This window comes from Muricoccus radiodurans (genome assembly GCF_050154705.1).
Classification (GTDB): domain Bacteria; phylum Pseudomonadota; class Alphaproteobacteria; order Acetobacterales; family Acetobacteraceae; genus Roseomonas; species Roseomonas radiodurans.
This window is the reverse complement of sequence record NZ_CP189561.1, coordinates 2,637,501-2,658,984: the sequence shown is the minus strand read 5'-3', so window position 1 is coordinate 2,658,984 and position 21,484 is coordinate 2,637,501. Positions and strand designations below refer to the sequence as shown.

General features: G+C 71.1%; 17 protein-coding genes. 4 read left to right on the top strand and 13 right to left on the bottom strand.

Annotated features, from left to right (window positions below; all coding sequences use genetic code 11):
- Window positions 1-14: 14 nt before the first annotated feature.
- The gene (locus tag ACP6CK_RS13030) at window positions 15-932 is read left to right on the top strand and encodes a LysR substrate-binding domain-containing protein (protein ID WP_426959427.1); all 918 of its coding nucleotides are present in this window, start codon (window positions 15-17) and stop codon (window positions 930-932) included.
- Between the two features lie 25 nt (window positions 933-957).
- Here ACP6CK_RS13030 and ACP6CK_RS13025 read toward each other — a convergent pair whose 3' ends face one another.
- Window positions 958-1,632 (bottom strand): TetR/AcrR family transcriptional regulator, encoded by a 675-nt coding sequence (locus ACP6CK_RS13025; RefSeq protein WP_426959426.1) that lies wholly within the window; start codon window positions 1,630-1,632, stop codon window positions 958-960.
- 247 nt (window positions 1,633-1,879) lie between these two features.
- Here ACP6CK_RS13025 and ACP6CK_RS13020 point away from each other — a divergent pair, with 247 nt between their 5' ends.
- Together ACP6CK_RS13020 and ACP6CK_RS13015 are read left to right on the top strand one after the other, a co-directional pair.
- Window positions 1,880-2,926, top strand: a complete 1,047-nt coding sequence (locus ACP6CK_RS13020; RefSeq protein WP_426959425.1) for an efflux RND transporter periplasmic adaptor subunit — start codon at window positions 1,880-1,882, stop codon at window positions 2,924-2,926.
- An 8-nt stretch (window positions 2,927-2,934) separates the two neighbouring features.
- Window positions 2,935-6,087, top strand: coding sequence for an efflux RND transporter permease subunit (locus tag ACP6CK_RS13015; protein WP_426959423.1), 3,153 nt, complete (start codon window positions 2,935-2,937; stop codon window positions 6,085-6,087).
- 58 nt (window positions 6,088-6,145) lie between these two features.
- Here ACP6CK_RS13015 and ACP6CK_RS13010 read toward each other — a convergent pair whose 3' ends face one another.
- From ACP6CK_RS13010 to ACP6CK_RS12955, 12 genes are all read right to left on the bottom strand, one after another.
- Entirely contained in the window at window positions 6,146-7,726 is a 1,581-nt protein-coding gene (locus ACP6CK_RS13010; protein ID WP_426959421.1) for an ABC transporter substrate-binding protein, read from the bottom strand.
- A gap of 26 nt (window positions 7,727-7,752) precedes the next feature.
- Entirely contained in the window at window positions 7,753-8,175 is a 423-nt protein-coding gene (locus tag ACP6CK_RS13005) for a nuclear transport factor 2 family protein (RefSeq protein WP_426959420.1), read from the bottom strand.
- Window positions 8,175-9,026: a fumarylacetoacetate hydrolase family protein gene (locus ACP6CK_RS13000; RefSeq protein ID WP_426959419.1), complete on the bottom strand. Its 852-nt coding sequence runs from the start codon at window positions 9,024-9,026 to the stop codon at window positions 8,175-8,177. Before ACP6CK_RS13000 ends, ACP6CK_RS13005 begins: the two co-directional genes overlap by 1 nt.
- A 53-nt stretch (window positions 9,027-9,079) precedes the next feature.
- Window positions 9,080-9,991 (bottom strand): TauD/TfdA dioxygenase family protein, encoded by a 912-nt coding sequence (locus ACP6CK_RS12995; RefSeq protein ID WP_426959418.1) that lies wholly within the window; start codon window positions 9,989-9,991, stop codon window positions 9,080-9,082.
- Window positions 9,985-11,457, bottom strand: coding sequence for an MFS transporter (locus ACP6CK_RS12990; RefSeq protein ID WP_426959417.1), 1,473 nt, complete (start codon window positions 11,455-11,457; stop codon window positions 9,985-9,987). The genes ACP6CK_RS12995 and ACP6CK_RS12990 overlap by 7 nt, the downstream gene beginning before the upstream one ends.
- 79 nt (window positions 11,458-11,536) lie before the next feature.
- Complete coding sequence (locus tag ACP6CK_RS12985) at window positions 11,537-12,625, bottom strand: patatin-like phospholipase family protein (RefSeq protein WP_426959416.1); 1,089 nt, start codon at window positions 12,623-12,625, stop codon at window positions 11,537-11,539.
- Between the two features lie 171 nt (window positions 12,626-12,796).
- Window positions 12,797-14,929: an acetate--CoA ligase family protein gene (locus ACP6CK_RS12980; protein ID WP_426959415.1), complete on the bottom strand. Its 2,133-nt coding sequence runs from the start codon at window positions 14,927-14,929 to the stop codon at window positions 12,797-12,799.
- A complete protein-coding gene (locus ACP6CK_RS12975; protein ID WP_426959414.1) occupies window positions 14,880-15,968 on the bottom strand; it encodes an acyl-CoA dehydrogenase family protein in 1,089 nt (362 codons plus the stop codon). The genes ACP6CK_RS12980 and ACP6CK_RS12975 overlap by 50 nt, the downstream gene beginning before the upstream one ends.
- Window positions 15,969-15,971: 3 nt before the next feature.
- On the bottom strand, window positions 15,972-17,144 hold the full coding sequence (locus ACP6CK_RS12970; protein WP_426959412.1) for an acyl-CoA dehydrogenase family protein: 1,173 nt from the start codon (window positions 17,142-17,144) through the stop codon (window positions 15,972-15,974).
- A 5-nt stretch (window positions 17,145-17,149) separates the two neighbouring features.
- A complete protein-coding gene (locus tag ACP6CK_RS12965) occupies window positions 17,150-17,920 on the bottom strand; it encodes an enoyl-CoA hydratase/isomerase family protein (RefSeq protein WP_426959411.1) in 771 nt (256 codons plus the stop codon).
- A 37-nt stretch (window positions 17,921-17,957) separates the two neighbouring features.
- Window positions 17,958-18,638: a TetR/AcrR family transcriptional regulator gene (locus tag ACP6CK_RS12960; RefSeq protein ID WP_426959409.1), complete on the bottom strand. Its 681-nt coding sequence runs from the start codon at window positions 18,636-18,638 to the stop codon at window positions 17,958-17,960.
- Window positions 18,639-18,654: 16 nt separating this feature from the next.
- On the bottom strand, window positions 18,655-19,653 hold the full coding sequence (locus ACP6CK_RS12955; protein WP_426959408.1) for a Bug family tripartite tricarboxylate transporter substrate binding protein: 999 nt from the start codon (window positions 19,651-19,653) through the stop codon (window positions 18,655-18,657).
- A gap of 193 nt (window positions 19,654-19,846) precedes the next feature.
- Here ACP6CK_RS12955 and ACP6CK_RS12950 point away from each other — a divergent pair, with 193 nt between their 5' ends.
- Entirely contained in the window at window positions 19,847-21,436 is a 1,590-nt protein-coding gene (locus ACP6CK_RS12950; RefSeq protein ID WP_426959407.1) for an ABC transporter substrate-binding protein, read from the top strand.
- Window positions 21,437-21,484 lie beyond the last annotated feature (48 nt).

Genomic DNA, 21,484 nt, shown 5'->3' with positions numbered 1-21,484 from the left:
TAGGCTGCCGCGCCATGAGTTCAGCTCATGGCTACGCGAACCTTCCCCTCCAGGCCCTGCGAGTCTTCGACGCGGCAGCGCGGCACCTGAACATGGGCCGGGCAGCGACGGAGCTGGGCATCACCCAAGGCGCCGTGAGCCGCCAGATCAAGGCCCTGGAGGAACGGCTGTCAGAGCCGCTCTTCACGCGCGGCCCGCGCGGGCTTCGCTTGACCGAGGCTGGGGATCTGCTGGCCGACTATGTCGGCCGCGGACTGCGGCAGATGGAGGCCGGGTTCCTCCGCATCGGCCAGCCGCGTGGGCGGACAACCCTCGTCGTCTCGGCGGCGCGGACCTTCGCCATGCGGGTGCTGGCGCCACGGATCGGCGACTTCGTCCGGCGGCACCCCTGGATCGACCTGCGGCTGGAGACGCACCGCTACTTCGCGCAGCTCCACGGCGCAGACGTGGACGTGGCGATCCGGACCGGCCGCGGCGACTGGCCCGGCCACATCGTCCGGCCGCTGACCGAGGCGGCGAAGTTCCCCGTCCTCTCGCCGGCCCTTCTGCCGGATCCGGCGGAGGAACGGTCCCCGGCGGCGCTCCTCGGCCGCCTCACGCTCCTGCGCTATGCCGAGCGCGACGACTGGAGTGCCTGGTTGTCCGCGGCCGGGCTGGAGCCCGCCCTTGCCGGGCCCGGTCCCCGCTTCGACGAGACGGCCCTGGCGCTGGCAGCGGCCGAGGCCGGGCAGGGGATCGCGATGGCCTGGGACATCCTCGTCTCCGACGCGATCAGCGCCGGCCGTCTCGTGCGACCCTTTCCCGAGGTGCTGCGGGACGGGACCGGCTATCACCTCGTGATGACGGAAGCGGCGGCACAGCGATCCACGGTCGACGCCTTCGCGACCTGGATCCGCGGCTGCTTGCCCCAGGCCGTAGGGGACTCGGCCTGATGGGCGGCTCGGCGTGGGAGACGTGTCAGGACGGCTGGCGCTGAGGGCTCCTCAACCCGTTCACCACGAGAGCCGTGTGTGCGCGGCACATGGCGTCAAGCGACGGTGCCTCCGCCGGGCCGAGCATGAGGCGCCAGACGGCGGCCATGGTGATCGGGGCGAGCAGCACCGCGGCCAGACCGGGTTCATCGGCCGCGTCCGGGCGGAACTCACCCACCGCGACGCCGGCCCGGACCACCGCCCCGGCTAAAGCGAGGGCGCGCGAGAGCACCTCGGTTCGGTAGAAGGCGGCGAGCTCGGGGAAGCGGTCGGCCTCGGCGATCAGGAGCTTGAACATGAGGGCTTCGCGCTCCTCAGCCGCGATGCGGGCATAGCCCAGCTCGACGAGACGCCGGAGAAGGGCCGTGGGCGAACCGGAGTGGTCCGCGACGAGTCGCTCCGCCTCATCGAACAGGGGCTGGACGCAGGAGCGCACCACCGCGGCGAAGAGCTCCGCCTTTCCCGGAAAGTAGTGGTAGATCAAACCCTTCGCGACGCCCGCCCGGGCGGCGGCACCGGCCATGCTGGCGCCGCCGAAGCCGTTCTCGGCGAACTCCTCCAGGGCCGCTTCCAGGATCTGGGGCAGCCGCTCGGCCGCGGTCAGGCGCCGGCGGGGAAGGGCCGAATGCCGCGTTTCCGTCCGCTGCCGCTCTTCGCTCAACCACCCCTCCCGCCTCTATTGACCGAGGCGTCAATAAGCCTATATCGCATCTGAGTTATTGACCATCTGGTCAACAGACAAGGGGCCGGGGCGTTCTGCCATCATGCCTGACCATCATTTCATGAGCCCGGATGCGTCCCCGGCCACGCTGGACCGGATGCCGTCCCTCACCCGGCATCGTCGGCGAGGCTGGCGTCTTGCGGCGGCCGTCCTGGCCCTGGCAGCGGTCGGCGGGGGCGCTTGGATCATGCGGGATGAGATTGCCGCCCGGCTGCACCGGCCCGCGCCGGCACAGGCCGCCGCGGCCCCGGCCGAGCCCCCGCCGGTCCTGACGGTCGCGGTGGTCCCGGCGTCGCCGCGTCCCCTGGCCCGGGTGGTCGTGGGCGACGGCTCCGTCGTCGCCTGGCAGGAACTTGTGATCGGGGCGGAGGCGGGCGGCCTGCGCGTCGCAGAGGTTCTCGTGGAGGAGGGCGACCGGGTCCGGGCGGGCCAGGCGCTCGTCCGCATGGACGAGGCGCTGCTCCGCGCCACCCTGGGTCAGGCCGAGGCCGCGGTCACCGAAGCGGAGGCGGCGCTGCGCAACGCCCGGCAGGACCTGGCCCGCGCCGCCGAGCTGTCCCGCACCGGCAACACCCCCCGTCAGACCTTCGAGCAGCGGGAGGCCGTGGCGCTGCAGGCCCAGGCCCGCGTCGCCTCCGCCGTGGCGCGGCGCGAGGAGGTGTCGGCACGCCTGGCGCAGGCGCGGATCGTGGCACCGACGGACGGCATCGTCTCGCGGCGCTCCGTCCTGCCGGGGAATGTCACCGCCGCAGGCCAGGAAATGCTGCGGATGATCCGCGACGGGCGGCTGGAACTGGACGCCCGGGTGCCGGAGCTGGAATTGGCCGCCCTGCGGCCCGGACAGCCGGTTCAGGTGACCCATGGCGATCGCGTCATCATGGGGGAGGTCCGGTCGCTGGCGCCCACCGTCTCCGCCGAGACGCGGCTCGGCGTGGTCCACGTCGCCCTGCCGGCCGATTCCGGCCTGCGCCCCGGCATGTTCGCCCGCGCCGAGATCCGGCCCGGCGATGCCCCGGGCCTGACCGTGCCGCAGGCCTCCGTGGTCTTCCGGGAGGGCCGTCCGGCGGTCTTCGTGGTGCAGGGAGAGCGCGTTGCGTTGCGCCCCGTCACCATCGGCCGCCGCGCGGAAGGCCGTGTCGAGGTCACCGCGGGCCTCACGGACGGCGAGCGCGTCGTCGCCTCTGGGGCTGGTTTCCTCAGTGACGGCGACCGCGTGCGCGTGGCCGACCGGTGAGCCAGACGATGCAGACCGCCTCCTCCGCCAACCACCGCAACATCTCCGCCTGGGCGATCCGCAATCCGGTCGCTACGATCGTGCTCTTCGCCGTGCTGACGGTCGCGGGGCTCCTCGCCTTCCCGTCGCTGCGGATCAACAACACACCCGATCTCGACTTGCCCGTCGTCGTGGTCACCGTGGCCCAGCCCGGCGCCGCGCCCTCCGAGTTGGAGACGCAGGTGACGCGGCGCGTGGAAGACTCGGTCGCCGGCCTGGGCAATGTGCGCCACATCACCTCCACCGTGGTGGACGGGGCTTCCACCACCGCGATCGAGTTCACCTTCGGCACGAATGTGGACCGCGCGACGAACGACGTCCGGGACAAGGTCTCGCAGATCCGCACCGACCTGCCGGCCGGCATCCGCGATCCCGTCATCACCCGCGTCGAGGCGACGGGCGGCGCCATCGTCACCTACACCGTCGCCGCGCCGCGGATGAGCGAGGAGGAGCTCTCCTGGTTCGTCGAGGACACGGTGGCGAAGGCCCTCCTCTCGGTCTCCGGCGTCTCGCAGGTGAGCCGTGTGGGCGGGGTGCAGCGCGAGGTCCGCGTGGCCCTGCGTCCGGACCGGCTGCTCGCGCTCGGCGTCACGGCGGGGCAGGTGAACGACCAGCTTCGCGCCCTGAACGTGAACCTGCCCGGTGGCCGGGGCAATCTGGGCGAGGGGGAGCAGGCGATCCGCACCCTCGGCTCCGCCCCCGATGTCGCGACACTCCGGGCGCGCCCGATCATCCTTCCCGGCGGTCGCACGGCGCGGCTGGGCGACCTCGCCGAGGTGACGGACGCCACGGCGGAGGTTCGCACCGCCGCGCGCGTGGACGGGCACCCCGTCGTCGCCTTCGAGGTGCTGCGGACCCGGGGTTCCTCCGAAGTGAGCGTGGCCGCGGGCGTGACCGCCAGGATCGCGGAGTTGCAGGCGGCGCATCCGGACGTCGCCTTCCGAAAGGTGGCGGACACCGTCACCTTCGTGCTGGCGGGCTACCACGGCGCGATCGAGGCGCTGCTGGTCGGCGCCGGCCTCGCCGTCCTCGTGCTCTATATCTTCCTGCGGGACTGGCGGGCGACGGCGATCTCCGCCCTGGCGATGCCGCTCTCCCTCATCCCAACCTTCTTCGTGATGAAGTGGCTCGGCTTCTCGATCAACAACGTCACGCTGCTCGGGCTGACCCTCGTGGTCGGTGTGCTGGTGGACGACGCGATCGTCGAGATCGAGAACATCGTCCGCCACCTCCGGGCGCGGACGGATCGCAGCGCCTTCAAGGCCGCGCTCGACGCCTCGGCGGAGATCGGGCTGGCCGTCATGGCGACCACCGCCACCATCCTCGCGGTCTTCGTGCCGGTCGCCTTCATGCCCGGGATCCCCGGCCAGTTCTTTCGCGAGTTCGGGCTGACCGTCGCGACCGCCGTCTTTTTCTCCCTCGTCGTCGCGCGGATGCTGACGCCGCTGATGGGCGCCTACTTCCTGAAGGCGAAGGGCCATGCGCGATCGGACGAGGTGGGCGAAGGCTTCGTCGGCCGTCGCTACCTTTCCCTGCTCGGCTGGAGCCTGCGGCACCGCTGGCTGACGCTCGCCGGGGCAACGGCCTTCTTCGCCCTCTCTGTCGTCGCCGTGCCGCTGATCCCGCAGGACTTCGTGCCCGCGGCCGACCGGGGGCGGGCCGCCCTGGCGATGGAGCTGGAGCCTGGAGCGACGCTGGCGGACACCGAGAGGGCGGTGGCGCAGGCCACGCGGATCCTGCGGTCCCGGCCGGAGGTGGCCTCGGTCTTCGTCTCTCTCGGCACCCGCGCCACGGGCGGCAACGGCCCGGCCCTGGGCAACACGACGCAGGAGGGCGAGCCGCGGCTCGCCAACTTCACCGTCACCCTCATGCCGCGTGGGGAGCGGCGCCTGACGCAGCAGCAGGTGGAGGCGCTCGTGCGCCCGGAGCTGGAGCGAATCCCCGGTGCAAGATTCCGCTTCGGCGCGGATGGGCAGAGCGGCGCGAAGCTCGCCGTCACCCTTGTCTCGGACGATGCCGCGGCGCTGGAGGCGGCCGTGCGCGACCTGGAGCGGCAGATGCGGACCATCCCGCAGCTGGCCGGCGCGCGGTCCACCGCCTCGCTCGCCCGGCCGGAGCTGCAGATCGTGCCGGACGGCGTGCGGGCGGCGGAGCTGGGTGTCTCCCCGGCTGCCATGGCCACGGCGGTGCGGATCGCGACGACGGGTGACGTGGACCAGAACCTCGCGCGCTTCAACCTGCCGGACCGGCAGATCCCGATCCGCGTCATGCTCGACCAGCCCGCGCGCGGCGACCTGGAATCCCTGCGCGCGCTGCGCGTCGAGGGGCGCGCTGGGCTTTCCGTGCCGCTGGGGAACGTCGCGGAGATCCGCTACGGCGCCGGGCCTGCTCAGATTGAGCGGCTGGATCGCGTGCGGAAGGCGACGGTCGAGGCGGAGCTGAACGGCCTGCCGCTGGGCGAGGCCACGCGGCTGGCCGCCGAGCTGCCGATCATGCGCAACCTCCCGGCCGGGGTGCGGGAGCGCTCCACCGGCGACGCCGAGATCATGCGGGAGCTGTTCAGCAGCTTCGTCATCGCCCTCGCGACGGGCGTCGGCCTCGTCTACCTCGTGCTGGTGCTGCTCTTCGGGGGCGTGCTGCAGCCTCTGACGATCATGTCGGCCCTGCCGCTCTCGCTGGGCGGCGCGCTGATGGCGTTGCTGCTGGCCCAGAAAGCGCTCGGCATCTCCGCCGTGATCGGCGTGCTGATGCTGATGGGCATCGTCGCGAAGAACTCGATCCTGCTGGTGGAGTACGCGATCGAGGCCCGGCGCGCCGGTCACTCCCGCAACGAGTCGCTGATGGAGGCGGCGCGCAAGCGGGCCCGGCCGATCGTCATGACGACCATCGCCATGACGGCGGGCATGGCCCATATTGCGGCCGGCGTGGGCGCGGATGCGGAATTCCGCGCCCCGATGGCGCTGGTCGTCATCGGTGGCCTGATCACCTCGACGCTGCTCAGCCTGATCGTGGTGCCGGCGGTCTACACGGTCATGGACGACATCGGCGCCTGGATCGGCCGGCTTCGGCCGTCTTCCGCGGATCCAGGGCGCGTCGGCGAGGTCGTGAGATCCACGGTCTGAGCTGTGGTGCCGGTGGCTCCGGGGGAGAGAAGGACTTCTCTCTCCGGAACCGCCAGCGCTAGGGGGAGTTGCCCGGCCGGACGTCCTGGGCACGGCTGCGCTCGTCCACGCGCGGCTCGTGCGTCAGGCCGCGGCGGACCGCCCAGACGTTCTTCTGCACGTGCAGCGGGATGATGGCCGTCTCCCGCGCCATCAGGCGGGCAGCGTCCTGCATCATCGCCTCCCGCCGGCCGTCATCCAGCTCTCGCGCCGCGGCGGCGAGGGCCGCGTCCATCTCCGGATGGGAGTAGCGAGAGCGGTTCACCGAGCCCGTGCCCCGCACGCGGTCGAAGGTGCCGAGGACGGAGCGCATGCCCGTGAGCGGCTCTCCCGTGCTGCTGCCCCAGGAGACCATGTAGATGGAGAACTCCTGCCGGGTCGCCCGGCCGATGTAGCTGGCGTAGGGCGAGACCTCTACCGCCGTGCGGACGCCGATGCGGGACCACATCTGGCCGATCGCCTGCACGATCTGGGCGTCGTTGACGTAGCGGTCGTTGGAGCCGTGCAGCGTGAGGCGGAAGCCGCGGGGATAGCCGGCCTCGGCCAGCAGGCGGCGCGCGCCATCCGCATCCGCCGGGCCCACGGTCAGCTCCGGTGCGTGGCCGATGGCGCCGGGCGGCATGAACTGCGTCACCGCCGTGGCCGCGCCTTCCATGACGCGGGACGTGATGGCGGGACGGTCGATGGCGATGGACAGGGCACGGCGCACCCGCGCGTCCTGCAGGGGGTTGCGGTCCAGCGCTTCCCCATCCGGCCCTCGGACGAAGGGCGTGGTGGCCCGCGACTGGTCGAGGACGAGGAACATCAGCCGCAGGCTGTCGGCTTCCGTGATCTGCACGCGGCGGTCGCCACGGAGCCGGGCGATGTCGCCGGTCGGCACCTGGTCGATGAAGTCCACGTCGCCGGCCAGGATCGCGGCCGTGCGCGCGGCGTCGCTGGTGATCATGCGGTAGTCCACCCGGTCCCAGGCCGGCCGGTCGCCCCAGTACCGGTCATTCCGCGCGAGCTCCACCCGCTCCCCCGGGCGGTGAGACACCACCCGGAAGGGGCCGGTGCCGATGGCGCCGCGGCCGGAATTGAAGTCCTCCGTCGTCATGCCGCTATGCGTCTCCCGGTTCAGGATCGGGACCTGGGCGAGGTTGGACGCGACGAGCGGGAAGGGTCCGTCCGTGCGAAGACGCAGCGTCAGCGGGTCCACCACCTCCACCGCCTTCACCCATTGGGTGTAGGTGACGAAGGAGCCGGGGCTGTTCTGCACCGTCGGGATGCGAGTGAAGGTGAAGGCGACGTCATCCGCGGTGAAGGGCGAGCCGTTGGAGAAGGTGACGCCGGGGCGCAGCCGGATCTCCCAGGAGTCCTCTCCCACCGGCCGCCAGCTCAGCGCGAGGGAGGGACGCGGCCGGGACTGCGCGTCCATCTCCATCAGGTCGTCGAAGACCATGGCGGCGAAGGCGTTGTTGGGGGAGATATTGTGGAAATGCGGGTCCAGCGAGGTGACCTGCGCGCCCACCCCCATCCGCAGGGTCTGTGCCGACGCGCCGGCGCCGAGGGTGAGCAGCGCGAGGGCCCCGGCGGCGGCCCGCATCATCGTCCCGTTCATGCCTTTCCCTCCTTGCGCCACATTCTTCAGCCGAAGACGCGTCGGGACCGGCGCTCCATCACGAGCCAGGTGCCGTCCACGCGGTGCAGGCGGTCCTCGGCGGCGGCGATGGAGAGGGCGTTGCCGATCGGGGCCGGATCCTGGGCGCCGGGTGCGCCGTCATGGCGATAGACGAGGGTGAGGTAGCGCGCGGTCGCCTCGTTGTCGCCGACCAGATCCACCGCCAGGTTCTGCACCATATGGGCCGTCACGCGGCCGGCGGGGCGGTCCTGCAAGGCGGCGCTGACCGCATCGGGGCCGCGCAACGCCTTTCCCTGCCGGTGCCATACCCCGTCAGGCGCCATGCCCGATGCCACCGCCTCGTAATCCGAGCGGTCCAGCGCGGCGTAGAAGCGCATCACGGCCTGTTGGCAGGACAGGATCAGGGCCGCCGCGCGCAACTCGTCCATCACGCCGTCTCCTCATCCACCACGGGGTTGCGCAAGAGGCCGATACCGGAGATCTCGACCTCGACCACGTCGCCGGCCTTCAGCCAGATGGGCGGCTTTCGGTGGCTCGCGACGCCCTCCGGCGTGCCGGTGGCCAGCACGTCCCCGGGCGAGAGCGGGGTGATGCGGGAGGCGTACTCGATCAGCACGGGGATCGGGTAGATCAGCTCGCCCGTGCTCGCGTGCTGCCGCACCTCCCCGTTCACGCGGGTCTCCAGCGTGAGCGCGGTGGGATCGGGGATCGCGTCCGCCGTCACCACCCAGGGGCCGAGCGGGCCGCTGCGCCAGAAGTTCTTGCCGGCGGTGATCATGTGCTTCTGGTAGTCCCGCATGCTGCCGTCGTTGAAGACGGCATAGCCGGCCACATGCTCCATCGCGCGCTCCACCGGGATATGGCGGCCGCCCCGGCCGATGATGACGGCCAGCTCTCCCTCATAGTCGAAATGCGTGGAGACGCGGGGGCGGACCATCGGCTGGCCATGCGCGACGAGCGTGTCCGTGAAGCGTGAGAAGAGACGGGGGAACTCCGGGACCTCGCGCCCCGCCGCCTCCCCGACGTGGGAGCGGTAGTTGAGGCCGACGCAGAGGATCTTGCCGGGGTTGGGGACCGCGGGCAGCAGGTCCAGCCCGGCCAGCGCGTGGTCGGGCGTCGCATCCTCATGGGCGGCGAGTTCCGGCAGCGCGCCCGCCTCCAGCACGGCGCGGAGGCTATCGAAGCGCCCGCCGAGGCGTCGGCGCAGGTCCACCACGCCGTCCCCGATGACCAGCCCGAAGGAAGGTCCCTCGGGCGACCGATAGCTCACGATCCGCATGCTGCGTCCCTTCCTGGGGACGCGGCGCCGCGTCCCGGTTCCGCCGTTCTGCGCTATTCCGCGGCCAGGCGCGGCAGCGCGCGCTGGCGGAAAGCCGGGTCGAAGATCCAGTCGGCCATGACCTGGCAGCGCTTCATCAGCCGGTGCTCGTCCGGGCGGTAATCCGGGATCGCGTTGTGCAGGGTGCCGATGTGATCCCAGATCAGAAGGTCGTTCTCGGTCCACTCATGCGTGTACTGGTATCTCGGCTGAAGCTGGTGCGCGAAGAGCGTCTCCAGCACGCGGTCGCTCTCCGCCTCGTCCAGCTCGTTGATGCGGATGGCGTAGCCGGGGTTGCAGTAGAGCACCTTCCGGCCGGTGATCGGATGGGTCAGGAAGACCGGATGGACGGAGGGCGGGCGCTTGGCGCGCTGCTCCGGCGTCAGGGGCGGGCGGGTGCTGCCGGGGCGACGGCGCATCTCCTCCCAGAACTTGTTGAAGTCGTGGGTGGCGGTCATGCCCTCCAGCCGCGTCTTCAGCGCCGGGTCCAGCTCGTCATAGGCGGCGTGCATGTTGGCGAAGACGGTGGACCCCAGCACCTTCCCGTCCCGGCGCGGCACCTTCACGGCGTAGAGCACGTTCACGAAGCCGATGGTGTCGTTGTAGGACATGTCCGTGTGCCAGTCCTGGCCGGCATCGGCGAGGCCGATCGGCTGCCCGTTCTCCACGATGTTCGAGAGGATGCCGACCTGCGGCACCTCGGGATCGTGGAACTTGCCGGTGACCGAGGCCTGGATCGGACCGAAGCGCTCCGAGAAGGCCTTCAGCGCGGCGGCATCGATGTGCTGGCCGGGAAACCGCAGCACGCCGTGCTGGCCGAGCGCGAGGAGGATGGCGCCGAATTCCTCCTCCGTCATCGGGCGCGACAGGTCGATGCCGGTGACATGCGCGCCCAGGATCCGGCCTGTGGGCTCTATCGTCAGCATCTCGCATCTCCTCCCTTCGCCGTTCTGGGCGCACCCGGCGTGGCGGGCACCCTGCGATCCGCCGCATGCGCGGAGGCCGCGGGACGTGCCGGGCCATCGCCCGAGCAGGCCGCCTTTCCCTTCAATCTGCCCGACCGTTCGGTCGGGTGCAAGCGAGGCGGCACGCTCGTCACGGGCCGCGTCGCCTCCGGTGTGACCTGGGCGGATGGCGCGCCCGGCGCGGACCCCAGCCGCTCTGCAGGAACACGGCGCGCGGATCGGACGGCGATGGCGACAAGCGCGACGAAGGCCGCCACCGCGGACGCGATCACGGCATGCCGGGCCCCGATGGCGGCCGCCAGGGCTCCGAGGAGCAACTGGCCCAGCGGGCCCAGCCCGATGCAGACGGTCACCAGGCCGAGTTGTCGGGATCGCAGATGGGCCGGCGTCCCGGCCAGGATGAGGGTTGTCTGCATGTTGCTGAAGAGCGCGAGGCCCACGCCGCCGGCCACGAGCACAAGGCAGGCGAGGTGGTAGCTTGGCATCAGCGGCATCGCGGCGAGGGCGATGGTGAACAAGGCCGACCCGGCGATCATGAGGTGCCGAGCCCCCGCCTTCGGGACCCAGCGTGCCAGCAGGAGCCCGCCGAGAAGGCCACCCAGAGGCTCCCCCGCCGCGAGCAGCCCTGCCTGCACGTCGGAGGCGTCGAACACCCCCCGGGCAAGGGGCGCGACCAGGGCCGTGTAGGAGAAGGCGAAGAGGTTCATCGTGGCGGTGACGGCCATCACCGTGAGAATGGTCCGATCCCGGAGCGCGTAGGCGAAGCTGTCGGCCAGTTCCCCGACAATACCCCTGAGCACGAGAGGCCGCCGTTCCTGCCGATAAGCCACGCCCGGGATGAGCAGTGCGGCCAGCAGGTAACACAGGGAGGAGACGAGAAAGGCGCCGAGCACGCCGGTCCAGGCATAGAGCGCACCGCCGGCCAGCGGCCCGGCCATGCGCGCGCAGGAATTCGTCAGGCTGTCGAGCGCGACGGCCCGCGACATGTGGTCCGGTCCCGCGACCTCTCCCACCATGCGCCGCCGGGCGGACATGTCGGTCGCCCAGACGATGCCGCTGAGGAAGGCGGCGCAGGCCAGGTGCCATGGCTCGGCCCGCCCGAGGGCGGCCAGCAAGGCGATGACGAGCGCAGCGGAGGTGCTGAGCAGCATGCCGCCGAGCAGGATGCGCTTGCGGCTCACGGCCTCGCACACCACGCCCGCGATCGCGCCGAAGAGGAGCAGCGGAAGGCTGCGCGCGGCCGCCACGACGGCGACGGCCAGCCCGGAGCCGGTCACCTCATAGGTGAAGAGGGTGGCGGCCAGGAGCTCCAGCCAGCGCATCGTGTTCGTGATGCCGCCGACGGCCCAGAGCCGCCGGAAACCGGTTGAACGAAACAGGGCCGGCGGCCTGCCGGCCGGCCCGTTCGCGTCTGGATCCGTTTCCATCCCGTGGGGGAGTGTGCATGCCCGTCAGGGCTTGGCCAGAGCCCATCCCGCACGTTCCAGTGCCGGAAGGCCAGGGTTCCTAGGCGGGAATGCGGTGATCCGCCGCTTCGCCTAGGACGCCAACGCCCGTTGCCCGGGCGATCAGGGGCAGCTCGCAGCCGCTGAGGTCCAGGGTGGACGCCACGCCGAGGGAGGAGAGGTTCTGCTCCAGCCAATCGTCGGCCGTGCGCTGGCCAAGATCGCGCATGCGGGTCAGGAAGCTCCAGCTCGTATCCAGGCTGTTCGCGGCCTGCAACGCCCGGAACTCCGTATCCGCGCCGATCATGTGCAGTCGCGCGCTCTGCAACCGGGCGAGGGGGCTCGATGGCGGCAGCTCCTCCTCCAGGTGCTCGGAGAGGAGCCGCTGGGCATGGGCGATGGAGCGCAACTCCTGTCGCAGCGCGGCGCCGAAGGCGAGTTCGGTGCTGCGCTCCCGCACGGCGGCCGTTCCGTTCGGAAGCTCCGAGCGCTCCGTCGGCGTGGTCCTGATGATGACGACGTCCGACGGCGCGCCGGCCTCGATGAGCGCCCGCACGGGCGGGTTGCTCGCGTAGCCGCCGTCCCAGTACGGCTCCCCGCCGATGTCCACCGCCGGGAAGAGATGAGGCAGGCAGGCCGAGGCGAGCAGGACATCGGCCGTGACCTCCCCGTCGCAGAAGAGGCGCGGCTCTCCGGTGCGGGCCCGTGTCGCGGCGACGACGAGCATGGGGGCGCCGGGCCGGCCAAATGCGCCGGGATCGAGCAGGCCATCCAGAATACTGCGAAGGGGATTCAGGCCGAGCGGGTTGAGCGAGATGCCGGTGAATTCGGGACCCGAACGCCGCACGGCCCGAAGGATCGGCGTCAGGACGGCCTGCAGGAGGTCACCGCCTGCGAAGTCCAGCGAGCCGGATGCCACGGCCACGCGGCGCCAGAGGATCTCCAGGGCATGCTGGGCCTCGGTCGGTCCGCCTTTCGCCAGGCCTTGAACGAGCATCGCCGCATTCAGGGCGCCCGCGCTCGCGCCGCTCGCCGCCGTGATCTCCAGGCCGGGAACGTCGAGGAGGCGGTCCAGGACCCCCCAGGAGAAGGCACCGAGCGAGCCGCCGCCCTGGAGGGCGACGGTGATGCGGCGGGGTAAACGGTTCATCAATGGCAATCCAGATGTGAGACGAAGTGGGCCGATCGGACCGTTTCCGTCCCCTGGCTGCCGCACGCAGCGGGTTTGTGTTGCAACGCAGCAAATAGGCGGAAGGTTCCACCCATCCCGCGCGGGCGTGCCGTGAGCTTGAGCTTGAGGCGTCCTCTTCTTCGCGGCGGATCAGCGCCGTGGAACGACGAGCGCGTCGAGGACCGCCGCGCCATGCGGCCGGACAAGAAGGGGGTTGATCTCGATCGAGGCGATCTGGTCGCGCCGCGCGACGGCGAGAGCGGAAAGCTGGCACAGCGCCCTCACGAGAGCCCCCCGGTCAAGCGGCGGACTGCCCCGGAACCCGTCCAGCAGGCGCGCGGCCCGCACCTGACCGATCAGCCGCTCCGCCGCGACCTCGGAGAGTGGGGCGGAGGCGAAGGCCACATCGCCGAGCAACTCGACCGACACGCCGCCGAGGCCGAACATGACCATCGGCCCGAAGACCGGGTCGTCCTGCACGCCCAGGATCGTCTCGATCCCGCCGGCGAGCATGGGTGCGACGAGCACGCCGTCCAGTCTTGCCGCGGGGCGGGCCGCCTGCACGCGCCGGAGCAAATCCCCGAAGCCCTTTGCGACAGCCTCTGCCCCCTCCACCCCGAGCATCACGCCGCCTACCTCGGTCTTGTGCGGGATGTCGTCGGACAGAACCTTGAGCACGACCGGACTGCCGATCGCTGCGGCGGCCCGGACGGCCTCCTCCGCGGTGCGGCAGGGGTGCTCCGACGGCACCGGCAGGCCGGCGTCTCGCAGCAGCGCCTTCGCGGCGGCCTCATTGCCGATGGGGGGCAGGGGCGTGGTCGCCGGCGGCACCGTCGGTCGCGGGGTGGCTTCCGCCTGCAGGCGGCGCAGGGCCGCGGCGCCCGCCACGGCGCGCACGGCGCGGTTCGGATCCTCGAAGACCGGAACGCCCAAGGACTCCAGCCGCTTCCGGATCTCCTCCACATGGGTCATGACGGCCACGACGGTCACGTCCGGGTGGTCGCGCCGCAGAGCGGCGAAGCCCTCCTCGAGCGGCGGGAACCGCTCGAGGTTGCGGCCGAGATGGGCGAGGTAGAGAAAGCAGGCCCCGAGATCGGCGCCGCCGATCATCTCCGCCGCGATCTGCCCGAACAGATGCAGGCGCCCGCCGACATTGGCGGTGCTGTCGAGCGGGTTCCGTCCCGTGGCCAGCGGAAGAACGCTGCGAATGCGCGCCAGCGCGTCCCCCGGCAGGGCGGGAACCGACATGCCGGCGCCGATCGCCGCGTCCGCCATCAGCACGCCGATCCCGCCGGACACCGTCAGAACGCCGATGCGGTCGTTGCCGGGCCGTGGCCCGGTGGCGAGAACATAGGCGACGTCCAGCATCTCCTCGATGGAGGAGACACGGAACGCGCCGCATTCCCGCAGCACCGCGTCGACGAGCCGGTCCTCGATCGCGAGGGAGCCGGTGTGCGTCGCGGCCGCTGCCGCGCCGACCTCCGTGCTGCCGACCTTCATGATGACGACGGGCTTGCGGATGGCGGCCGCGCGCAGCAGGGCGACGCGCAGGGCTTCTCCGTCGCGGCAGCCCTCCAGCGACGCGCAGATGACGGTCGTGCCGGGATCGTCGGTCAGGTACTCGATGGCCGCGGCGACGTCGATGTCGGCCTCGTTGCCCGTGGCGATGGCCCGGCTGATGCCGAGGCCGCGAAAGCCCGCCACGGCGTAGATATGGGAGCCGAAGGCGCCGGATTGGGTCGCGACGCCGATCGACCCCGCCCTCGGCACCGCAGTCGCGAGGAGGCTGGAGAAGGTACCGTAGAACCCGTCGGCCGGGCTGATGCTGCCCAGCGCGTTCGGCCCGGTGAAGCGGATGCGGTGCGCCCGCGCGATCGCCGTGACGCGATCCTGCAGCGCGATGCCCTCGCCGCCTTCCTCCGCGAAGCCGGAGGAGAGGATCTGGACGTGGCGCACGCCCCTGGCGGCACAATCCTCCAGCGCGGCGGGCACGGCGCTGGCGGGGAGCACGATGATGGCGCTGTCCGGCACTTCCGGCAGTTCTGCGACCGATTTCCAGGACGGGAGGCCCTGCACGTCCTTTCCGCTGACGTTGATGGGAAAGATGCGGCCCTTGAAGCCGAGTTCCTTGATGTGGAGCAGCGTCCGGCCGCCAAGCTTCTCCGGATCCCCGGACGCGCCGATGACGGCGACGGAGCGCGGGCGGAACAGCTTCTCGAAATCGTGCATCGGCTCAGTGACCCGCGGCGAGGAGGCGGCGGGCGTGGAGCGCGCGGTCGCCATACTCGTGCTCCGCCATCAGGATCCGGCGCGCGAGGCGCGTGGCCGGCAGGTCGTCTGTCATGCCCATGCCCCCGTGGCACTGGATCGCCGATTCCGCGATGAAGCGCCCCGCTTGCCCCAGGCGCAGCTTGGCGAAGGCGATGTCCCGCCACGCGGGGCGGCCCGCCGCCTCCGTCGCGCGCAGGGCCGCCCCGACGAGGCCGCGCAGCGTCTCGTAGGCCACGTACATGTCGGCAACCCGATGGCGCAGCGCCTGGTTCGTGCCGAGTGGCGCACCGAACTGCACGCGGGTGGAGAGGTAGGAGACGGTCTGCTCGATGAGTGCGCCGGCCGCCTCGGTGGCCTCCACGCAGGTCAGCAGGGCGCCGAAGTCGCGCGCCTCCTCCGCGCGCCGCAGGACCTCCGGACCGCGGGCGAGCACGGACTCCGGACCCACCGGGGTGCCGCTGAACGACCAGTCGCCGGCCAGACGGCGGTCCATGCGCTGAAAGGTCGCCAGCGCGATGCCCTCCGCATCGGCGGGCAGGAGGAGCAGCACGTCCCCGACGACGATCACGAGATGCGTCGGCTCGGGTGGCATCTCCACGCCGACGACGCCGCCTGCCAGGACGAGGCTGCCGCCGCGGTCAGCGAGGCCCAGCGGCTCCGTTCCCGGTTCCCGCGCCGCGTCGGGAAGGATCGCACAGGGTCGCGCCTCGCCCTGCGCGAGAGCCGTCAGGATCGGGTGGTCCGGGGCGGCGCCGAGGAGGTGCGGGACCACGGCGCAGACGCCGGCGACGGGCAGGGGGAGCGCGGCGCGCCCGGCACCGCCGGCCAGGGCCGCGAGGTCGGTGACGCTGCCCTCCGCGCCGCCTGCCGCTTCGCCGATGACGGTGGCGGGCCAGCCGAGTTCTGCGATGCGCGCCCAGTGGCGGGAGAGGAGCGCGGCTTCCGCCGCGGTGTCGGCGGCCCGGCCGATCTCCGCATCCACCTCCCCGGCGATGCGGGCGGCCGTGTCGAAGGCGTCACCCCCGACCAGGGGCGTGGCGGCGAAGGGCATGGATCAGAACCCGAAGAGTTGCCTGGCAATGACGTTCCGCTGCACCTCGCTGCTGCCGCCATAGATCGTGCGGACGCGTCCGTAGAGATAGCCTTGCAACCATTCCCGCCCCGGCGCCTCGGCATTCGGGCCGGTGCCGTCCACCCGGCGGAAGCGCGGCGCCAGGCGGTCTCCCACGGCGTCCACAGCCACCTCCGACACGCGCTGGACCGTGTGGCTGGTGGACAGCTTCAGCACGGAGGGGAGCAGGCCGAGATTCTGGCCCTCCATCACCGCGGCCACCGCTTCCTGCCCCAGTGCCCGCGCGCCGAGCAATTCCGCTTCCGCGTCCAGGAGGCGCTGTTCCAGCGCCTGCCGCTTGTCCGGGTTGTCCGCCAGTTCCGCCGCGACGAGGTTCCGGGTGCGGTCGAGCTGCTTCAGCATCGGCGCGACATTCGCGCCCCCCAGCCGTTCCCGATCGAGCAGGAACTTCCCGTAGGTCCAGCCCTGGCCCTCCTCGCCGACGCGGTTGGCAACGGGGACGCGGACGTTGTCGAGGAAAACCTCGTTCACATGGTGCCAACCGTCGATCGTTGCGATCGGGCGAATGGTGATGCCGGGGGTGTTCAGCGGAATGAGCAGCAGCGAGATGCCTTGCTGCTTCTTCGCCTCCTTCGAGGTGCGGACGAGGGTGTACATCCAGTCCGCCTCATGCGCGTGGGACGTCCAGGTTTTCTGGCCCTCCACCACGTACTCGTCGCCCTCCCGCCGCGCCGCGGTGCGGAGGGAGGCGAGGTCCGAGCCCGCGCCCGGCTCGGAATAGCCCTGGCACCACCAGTCCGAGCCGTCGAGGATGCCGGGCAGGAAGCGGCGCTTCTGCTCCTCGCTGCCAAAGGCGATGATGACGGGGCCGAGATGCCGCAGCCCGTGATGGTACTGCGGCGGGCAGTCGCACTCGGCCATCACCTCGTCGAAGATGTGGCGCTGGCGATGGTCCCAGCCGGTGCCGCCATATTCCTTCGGCCAGCCGGGAGCGCCCCAGCCATGCTCGAAGAGGATGCGCTGCCAAGGCGCCCAGATCTTGCGGGATAGCTTCCGGTCCGTCGCGACCACCGCGCGGATCTCCGGCGGACAGTGGGTCAGGGCGAATTCCGTGACCTCGCGCCGGAACGCCTCGTAGTCGATCGGACCGGACATGCGTCTCAGCGCCCCTTGAAGACCGGCTTGCGCTTCTCGAGCTGAGCGGTGCGCGCCTCGATCGCGTCCTCGGTCTTCGCCAGCTCATAGGTGAAGTTCTGCTCGAAGCGGTAGGCCTCCTTCGGCGACATCAGCGAGACGAAGTTGGCGCTGTTCTTCGCGTACTTGATGCCGGTGGGGCTCTTCTCAGCGATGCGGGCCGCCATCTTCATCGCAGCCGGCATCAGCTCCTCCTGCGGCCAGACGCTGTCCAGCACGCCCAAGCGGTACAGCTCCGCCGCGGGAAGCCGGTCACCGGTGAAGGTCAGGCGGCGCACGAAGGACTTGCTGAGGATCTCGTTCAGCATGGCCACGCCGCCGGCCAGGCCGACATCAATCTCCGGCATGCCGAAAACCGCGTTCTCCGACGCCATCATAATGTCGCAGGAGGCCATCAGGCCGAAGCCGGCGCCGAGCGCCGCGCCGTTCACGGCGCAGATGACGGGCTTCGCGCACTCCTTGATGGCGTTGCCCGTCTCCCGCGTGATGCGGTTGTGGTGCCAGAAGGTGCCGGGCTTCGACGGATCGGGACGTTGCTTCAGGTCGGCCCCGGCGCAGAACACCTTCCCCTGCGCCGTCAGCACCACCACGCGGATGTCGCTGCGGTCCGTCACCTCGTCGAAAAGGGCGATCAGCCGCTCCCGCATCTCGGAATTCACGGCGTTGACCGGGGGGCGGTTCAGCGTGGCGACGGCGACGTAGTCCGCCACCTCCAGACGCACGACGTCTTCTGACATTCCTGGCCCGTCCTCTCCCAACCGATCGGTTGGGAGCCTAATCGGCGGTCTTCCCACGCGCAAGCGGCTGGGTTCGGCGCGGCGCGGGCTCCGGGGCCCGGGGCTGCAGGCCCTGAAGGATCATGTCGCAGAACTCGGCCGCGATCTCGGGCGCCGTCATCGGGCCGTCCGGCCGGTACCAGCGGGGCATCCAGTTCAGCGAGCCGAGGACGAAGCGGCCCGCTAGCTTCACGTCCATCGGGCGGATGGCGCCGTCCGCCATGGCCTGCTCCAGGATGCCGCGCAGCATCGCCTCATAGCGGTCTCGCCAGGCGATCCGCTCCTTCCGGGTACGGACCTTCGGGTCGCTCCAGAAAACGGTGGAGCCGGCGATCCAGGCCCAGCGGAAGGTCTCGAAAAAGCGCGCCGTCTCGATCAGGAAGGTCCGCAGCCGCTCCAACGGCGGCCGCGCCGGATCGTCATGCCGCTCGACATGCTGGTAGATCGATCGGGTAACGCCGACCAGCAGCGGGCGAAGGATCGAATCCTTGTCCGGAAAGTAGTGGTAGAGGGTCGCCTTCGAGATCCCGCATTCCTCGGCGATGTCGCGCATGGACACGCCGTCGAAGCCGCGATTGGCGAACTGGCGGCACGCGACCTCGATGATCTGCAGCAGCCGCCCGGTCGGTGGTCCGTCCTGCCCGTCCAGGTCGAGGATCCCGGCCAGATCCTCGGGCACCGGCGTTGGCGGGGTCTTAGCTGGCCTGGATTCCGGCATGGCGGATGACCTCGCCCCATTTCGTGGCTTCGGAGCGGAGTAGCTCACCCAATTCCTCCGGTGTGCTGGATCGGGGCCGGCTGGCGCCCGCCGCCCGCAGCCGCTCGATCAGGGCGGGCGAGGCGAGGACCTTCACCAGGGCCGCGTTCAGGCGGTCGATGATCGGCCGGGGCGTGCCCGACCGCACGCAGATATAGTTCACGACGGTCACTTCGTAACCGGGCAGGGTCTGCGCCACCGTCGGCAGCTCAGGCGCCTCGGGCAGCGGGTCGAGGCTGGTGACGGCGACGGGGCGCAGCGTCCCGGCCTGGATCAGCGGGATCATCGGCCCATAGCTGTCGATCGAGACGGTGACGCGCCCGGATGCCACGTCCTGCAGCGCCGGGCCGGTGCCGCGGTAGGGAACGTGGTTCATGCGGATGCCCGTCTGAAGGCAGAGCAGCTCCCCGGCCAGGTGGCTGCCCGCGCCCACGCCGGCGCTGGCATAGGTCAGCTCGCCCGGCCGGGCCTTCGCTAAAGCGATGAGATCGGCGACGCTGTGGACCGGCAGGTCGCGCCCCACCGCCATGCAGTAGGCACCCTTCGTGAGGAGGCTGACCGGGGCGAAATCCGTCACCGCGTAGGGCAGGTTCGTCATCAGGAAGGGGTTGGTGATCAGCGGCCCCGGCGTGCCGTAGAACAGCGTGTAGCCGTCGGACGGTGCCTGGAGCACGGCGACCGCGCCAACCGTCCCACCGGCGCCGCCGCGGTTCTCCACCACGATCGTCTGTCCGAGCTCCTGGCCCAGCGGCTCCGCCACCAGCCGGGCGTTCAGGTCCGCGCCGCCGCCCGGGACGAAAGGAACGACCATCCTCAGGGGGCGCGTCGGCCAAGCCTGGGCGGCCGCGCCCCGCGTCACGCCGATCAATCCGGCCGCGCCCAGGACACCGCGCCGTCCGAGTCCGGCTGCACCCGGCCCTGCACCGCTCTTGATCATCTCGCGTCTCCCCACCCCTCCCGTGCCGACCGATCGGTTGGGCGGCGGGCAGCCTAGCGGTGCGGCGCTGACCGACGCAACCGACAACCTCCCCTTCTTGCCGCCGGCCGTGACGCGGCCTAGCCTCGGGACCGAACGATCGGTCGGTCCGCCCCGCGGACACGCCGGCAGGATCTCCCGGGAGGAGAGCGTTATGTTGCACGATCACCGCTCGCGCTGTGCGGGGCGCCTGCTCGGGCTGCTGTTAGGTGCGCTCACGACGGCGCCGGCCGGGGCGCAGACGCTAACCATGGGGGCCGGCTCGCCGATCTCGTCCCTCGATCCGCACTACCACCAGCTCCGGTCGAATGCCGAGGTGTCGCAGATGATCTTCGACACGCTGCTGGGCACGGATGCGCGCGCGCAGCTTGTGCCCGGGCTGGCGGAGAGCTGGCGGGCCGTGGGCGAGGATGTGTGGGAGTTCACCCTGCGCGAGGGCGTGCGCTTCCATGACGGCCGGCCTTTCACGACAGACGACGTTGCCTTCACGATCGAGCGGATTCCGACCGTGACGGGGCCGGGCGCCTCCTACAGCACGCATGTGCGACCGGTGCGCCGCGTGGAGGTGGTGGACGCGCGCACCATTCGCCTGCACACGGCCGGCCCCTTCCCGCTGCTGCCGGTCTATTTCAGCCAGGTCTTCATGCTCGGACGGGCGATTCACACGGACGCCCAGACGGGGGATTTCAACAGCGGCCGGGTGGCCATCGGGACCGGGCCTTACCGTCTCGTCTCCCACGTGCCGGGTGACCGGGTCGTCCTCGCCCGCCATGACGGCTGGTGGGGCACGCGGCCCCACTGGTCGAACGTGACCTACCGCATGATCACGAATGACTCCGCCCGTCTCGCGGCGCTGATGGCGGGGGATGTGGACTTCATCGACCAGGTTCCCACCTCGGACCTCGCGCGGTTGCGCGGGGATGCGCGCTTCCACGTGGCGTCGGCGACCAGCCTGCGGACGATGTACGTCACGCTCGATTCCACCCGTGCGGCGCCGGTCCCGCAGGTCGCAGGTCCCGGTGGGACGCCGCTGAACGCCAATCCGCTGGCGGACATTCGCGTGCGCCGCGCCCTTTCCCTCGCGATCGATCGGCGGTTGCTGGTGGAGCGCGTCATGGATGGCGCCGCTCTGGCCACGATGCAGTTCATGCCGCCAGGCGCCTACAGCCATATTCCCGGCAGGCCGGTTCCCGCGGCCGACCCCGAGGCGGCGCGGGCGCTGCTCGCACAGGCCGGCTACCCCCAGGGTTTCCAGATGACCCTCGGCGGATCGAATGACCGCTACATGAACGACTCTCGGGTGGTGCAGGCGATCGGACAGATGTGGACCCGGATCGGCGTGCGCACCACGGTGGAGGCGCAGCCCTATGCCACTTTCATCGGCCGCGCGACGCGGCGCGAGTTTCCCGCAGCCCTGCTGACCTGGGGCAACTCCACGGGGGAGGCCTCGGTGGTCCTGAACTCCGTCCTCCGCACCGTGGATCGGGAGAGGGGGCACGGCGCGGCCAACCGCGTGCTCTACTCGAACCCCGAGATGGACCGCCTTGTCGCGGAGGCCGAGCGGGAGATGGACGCCGGGCGGCGGGAGGAGCTGCTACGACAGGCGCAGCGCGCGGCGCTCGACGACATCGCCCTCGTGCCGCTCTACCTTCAGTCCTCGCTCTGGGCGATGCGCAGCGGCCTGATGTATGAGGCGCGGGCAGATGAGCGAAGCGACCCGGTGGCTATCCGGCCGGCGCGCTGAGCGCGGCGCACGACAGACGAGACGCGGTCCGGGCTGGATCGCCCGGCC

Excerpts from the sequence above, each read along its gene's own strand:
- ACP6CK_RS13030 (WP_426959427.1), top strand. The coding sequence starts at position 15 with ATGAGTTCAGCTCATGGCTACGCGAACCTTCCCCTCCAGGCCCTGCGA.
- ACP6CK_RS13020 (WP_426959425.1), top strand. The coding sequence starts at position 1,880 with ATGCGGGATGAGATTGCCGCCCGGCTGCACCGGCCCGCGCCGGCACAG.
- ACP6CK_RS13015 (WP_426959423.1), top strand. The coding sequence starts at position 2,935 with ATGCAGACCGCCTCCTCCGCCAACCACCGCAACATCTCCGCCTGGGCG.
- ACP6CK_RS13010 (WP_426959421.1), bottom strand. The coding sequence starts at position 7,726 with ATGAACGGGACGATGATGCGGGCCGCCGCCGGGGCCCTCGCGCTGCTC.
- ACP6CK_RS13005 (WP_426959420.1), bottom strand. The coding sequence starts at position 8,175 with ATGGACGAGTTGCGCGCGGCGGCCCTGATCCTGTCCTGCCAACAGGCC.
- ACP6CK_RS13000 (WP_426959419.1), bottom strand. The coding sequence starts at position 9,026 with ATGCGGATCGTGAGCTATCGGTCGCCCGAGGGACCTTCCTTCGGGCTG.
- ACP6CK_RS12995 (WP_426959418.1), bottom strand. The coding sequence starts at position 9,991 with ATGCTGACGATAGAGCCCACAGGCCGGATCCTGGGCGCGCATGTCACC.
- ACP6CK_RS12990 (WP_426959417.1), bottom strand. The coding sequence starts at position 11,457 with ATGGAAACGGATCCAGACGCGAACGGGCCGGCCGGCAGGCCGCCGGCC.
- ACP6CK_RS12985 (WP_426959416.1), bottom strand. The coding sequence starts at position 12,625 with ATGAACCGTTTACCCCGCCGCATCACCGTCGCCCTCCAGGGCGGCGGC.
- ACP6CK_RS12980 (WP_426959415.1), bottom strand. The coding sequence starts at position 14,929 with ATGGCGACCGCGCGCTCCACGCCCGCCGCCTCCTCGCCGCGGGTCACT.
- ACP6CK_RS12975 (WP_426959414.1), bottom strand. The coding sequence starts at position 15,968 with ATGCCCTTCGCCGCCACGCCCCTGGTCGGGGGTGACGCCTTCGACACG.
- ACP6CK_RS12970 (WP_426959412.1), bottom strand. The coding sequence starts at position 17,144 with ATGTCCGGTCCGATCGACTACGAGGCGTTCCGGCGCGAGGTCACGGAA.
- ACP6CK_RS12965 (WP_426959411.1), bottom strand. The coding sequence starts at position 17,920 with ATGTCAGAAGACGTCGTGCGTCTGGAGGTGGCGGACTACGTCGCCGTC.
- ACP6CK_RS12955 (WP_426959408.1), bottom strand. The coding sequence starts at position 19,653 with ATGATCAAGAGCGGTGCAGGGCCGGGTGCAGCCGGACTCGGACGGCGC.
- ACP6CK_RS12950 (WP_426959407.1), top strand. The coding sequence starts at position 19,847 with ATGTTGCACGATCACCGCTCGCGCTGTGCGGGGCGCCTGCTCGGGCTG.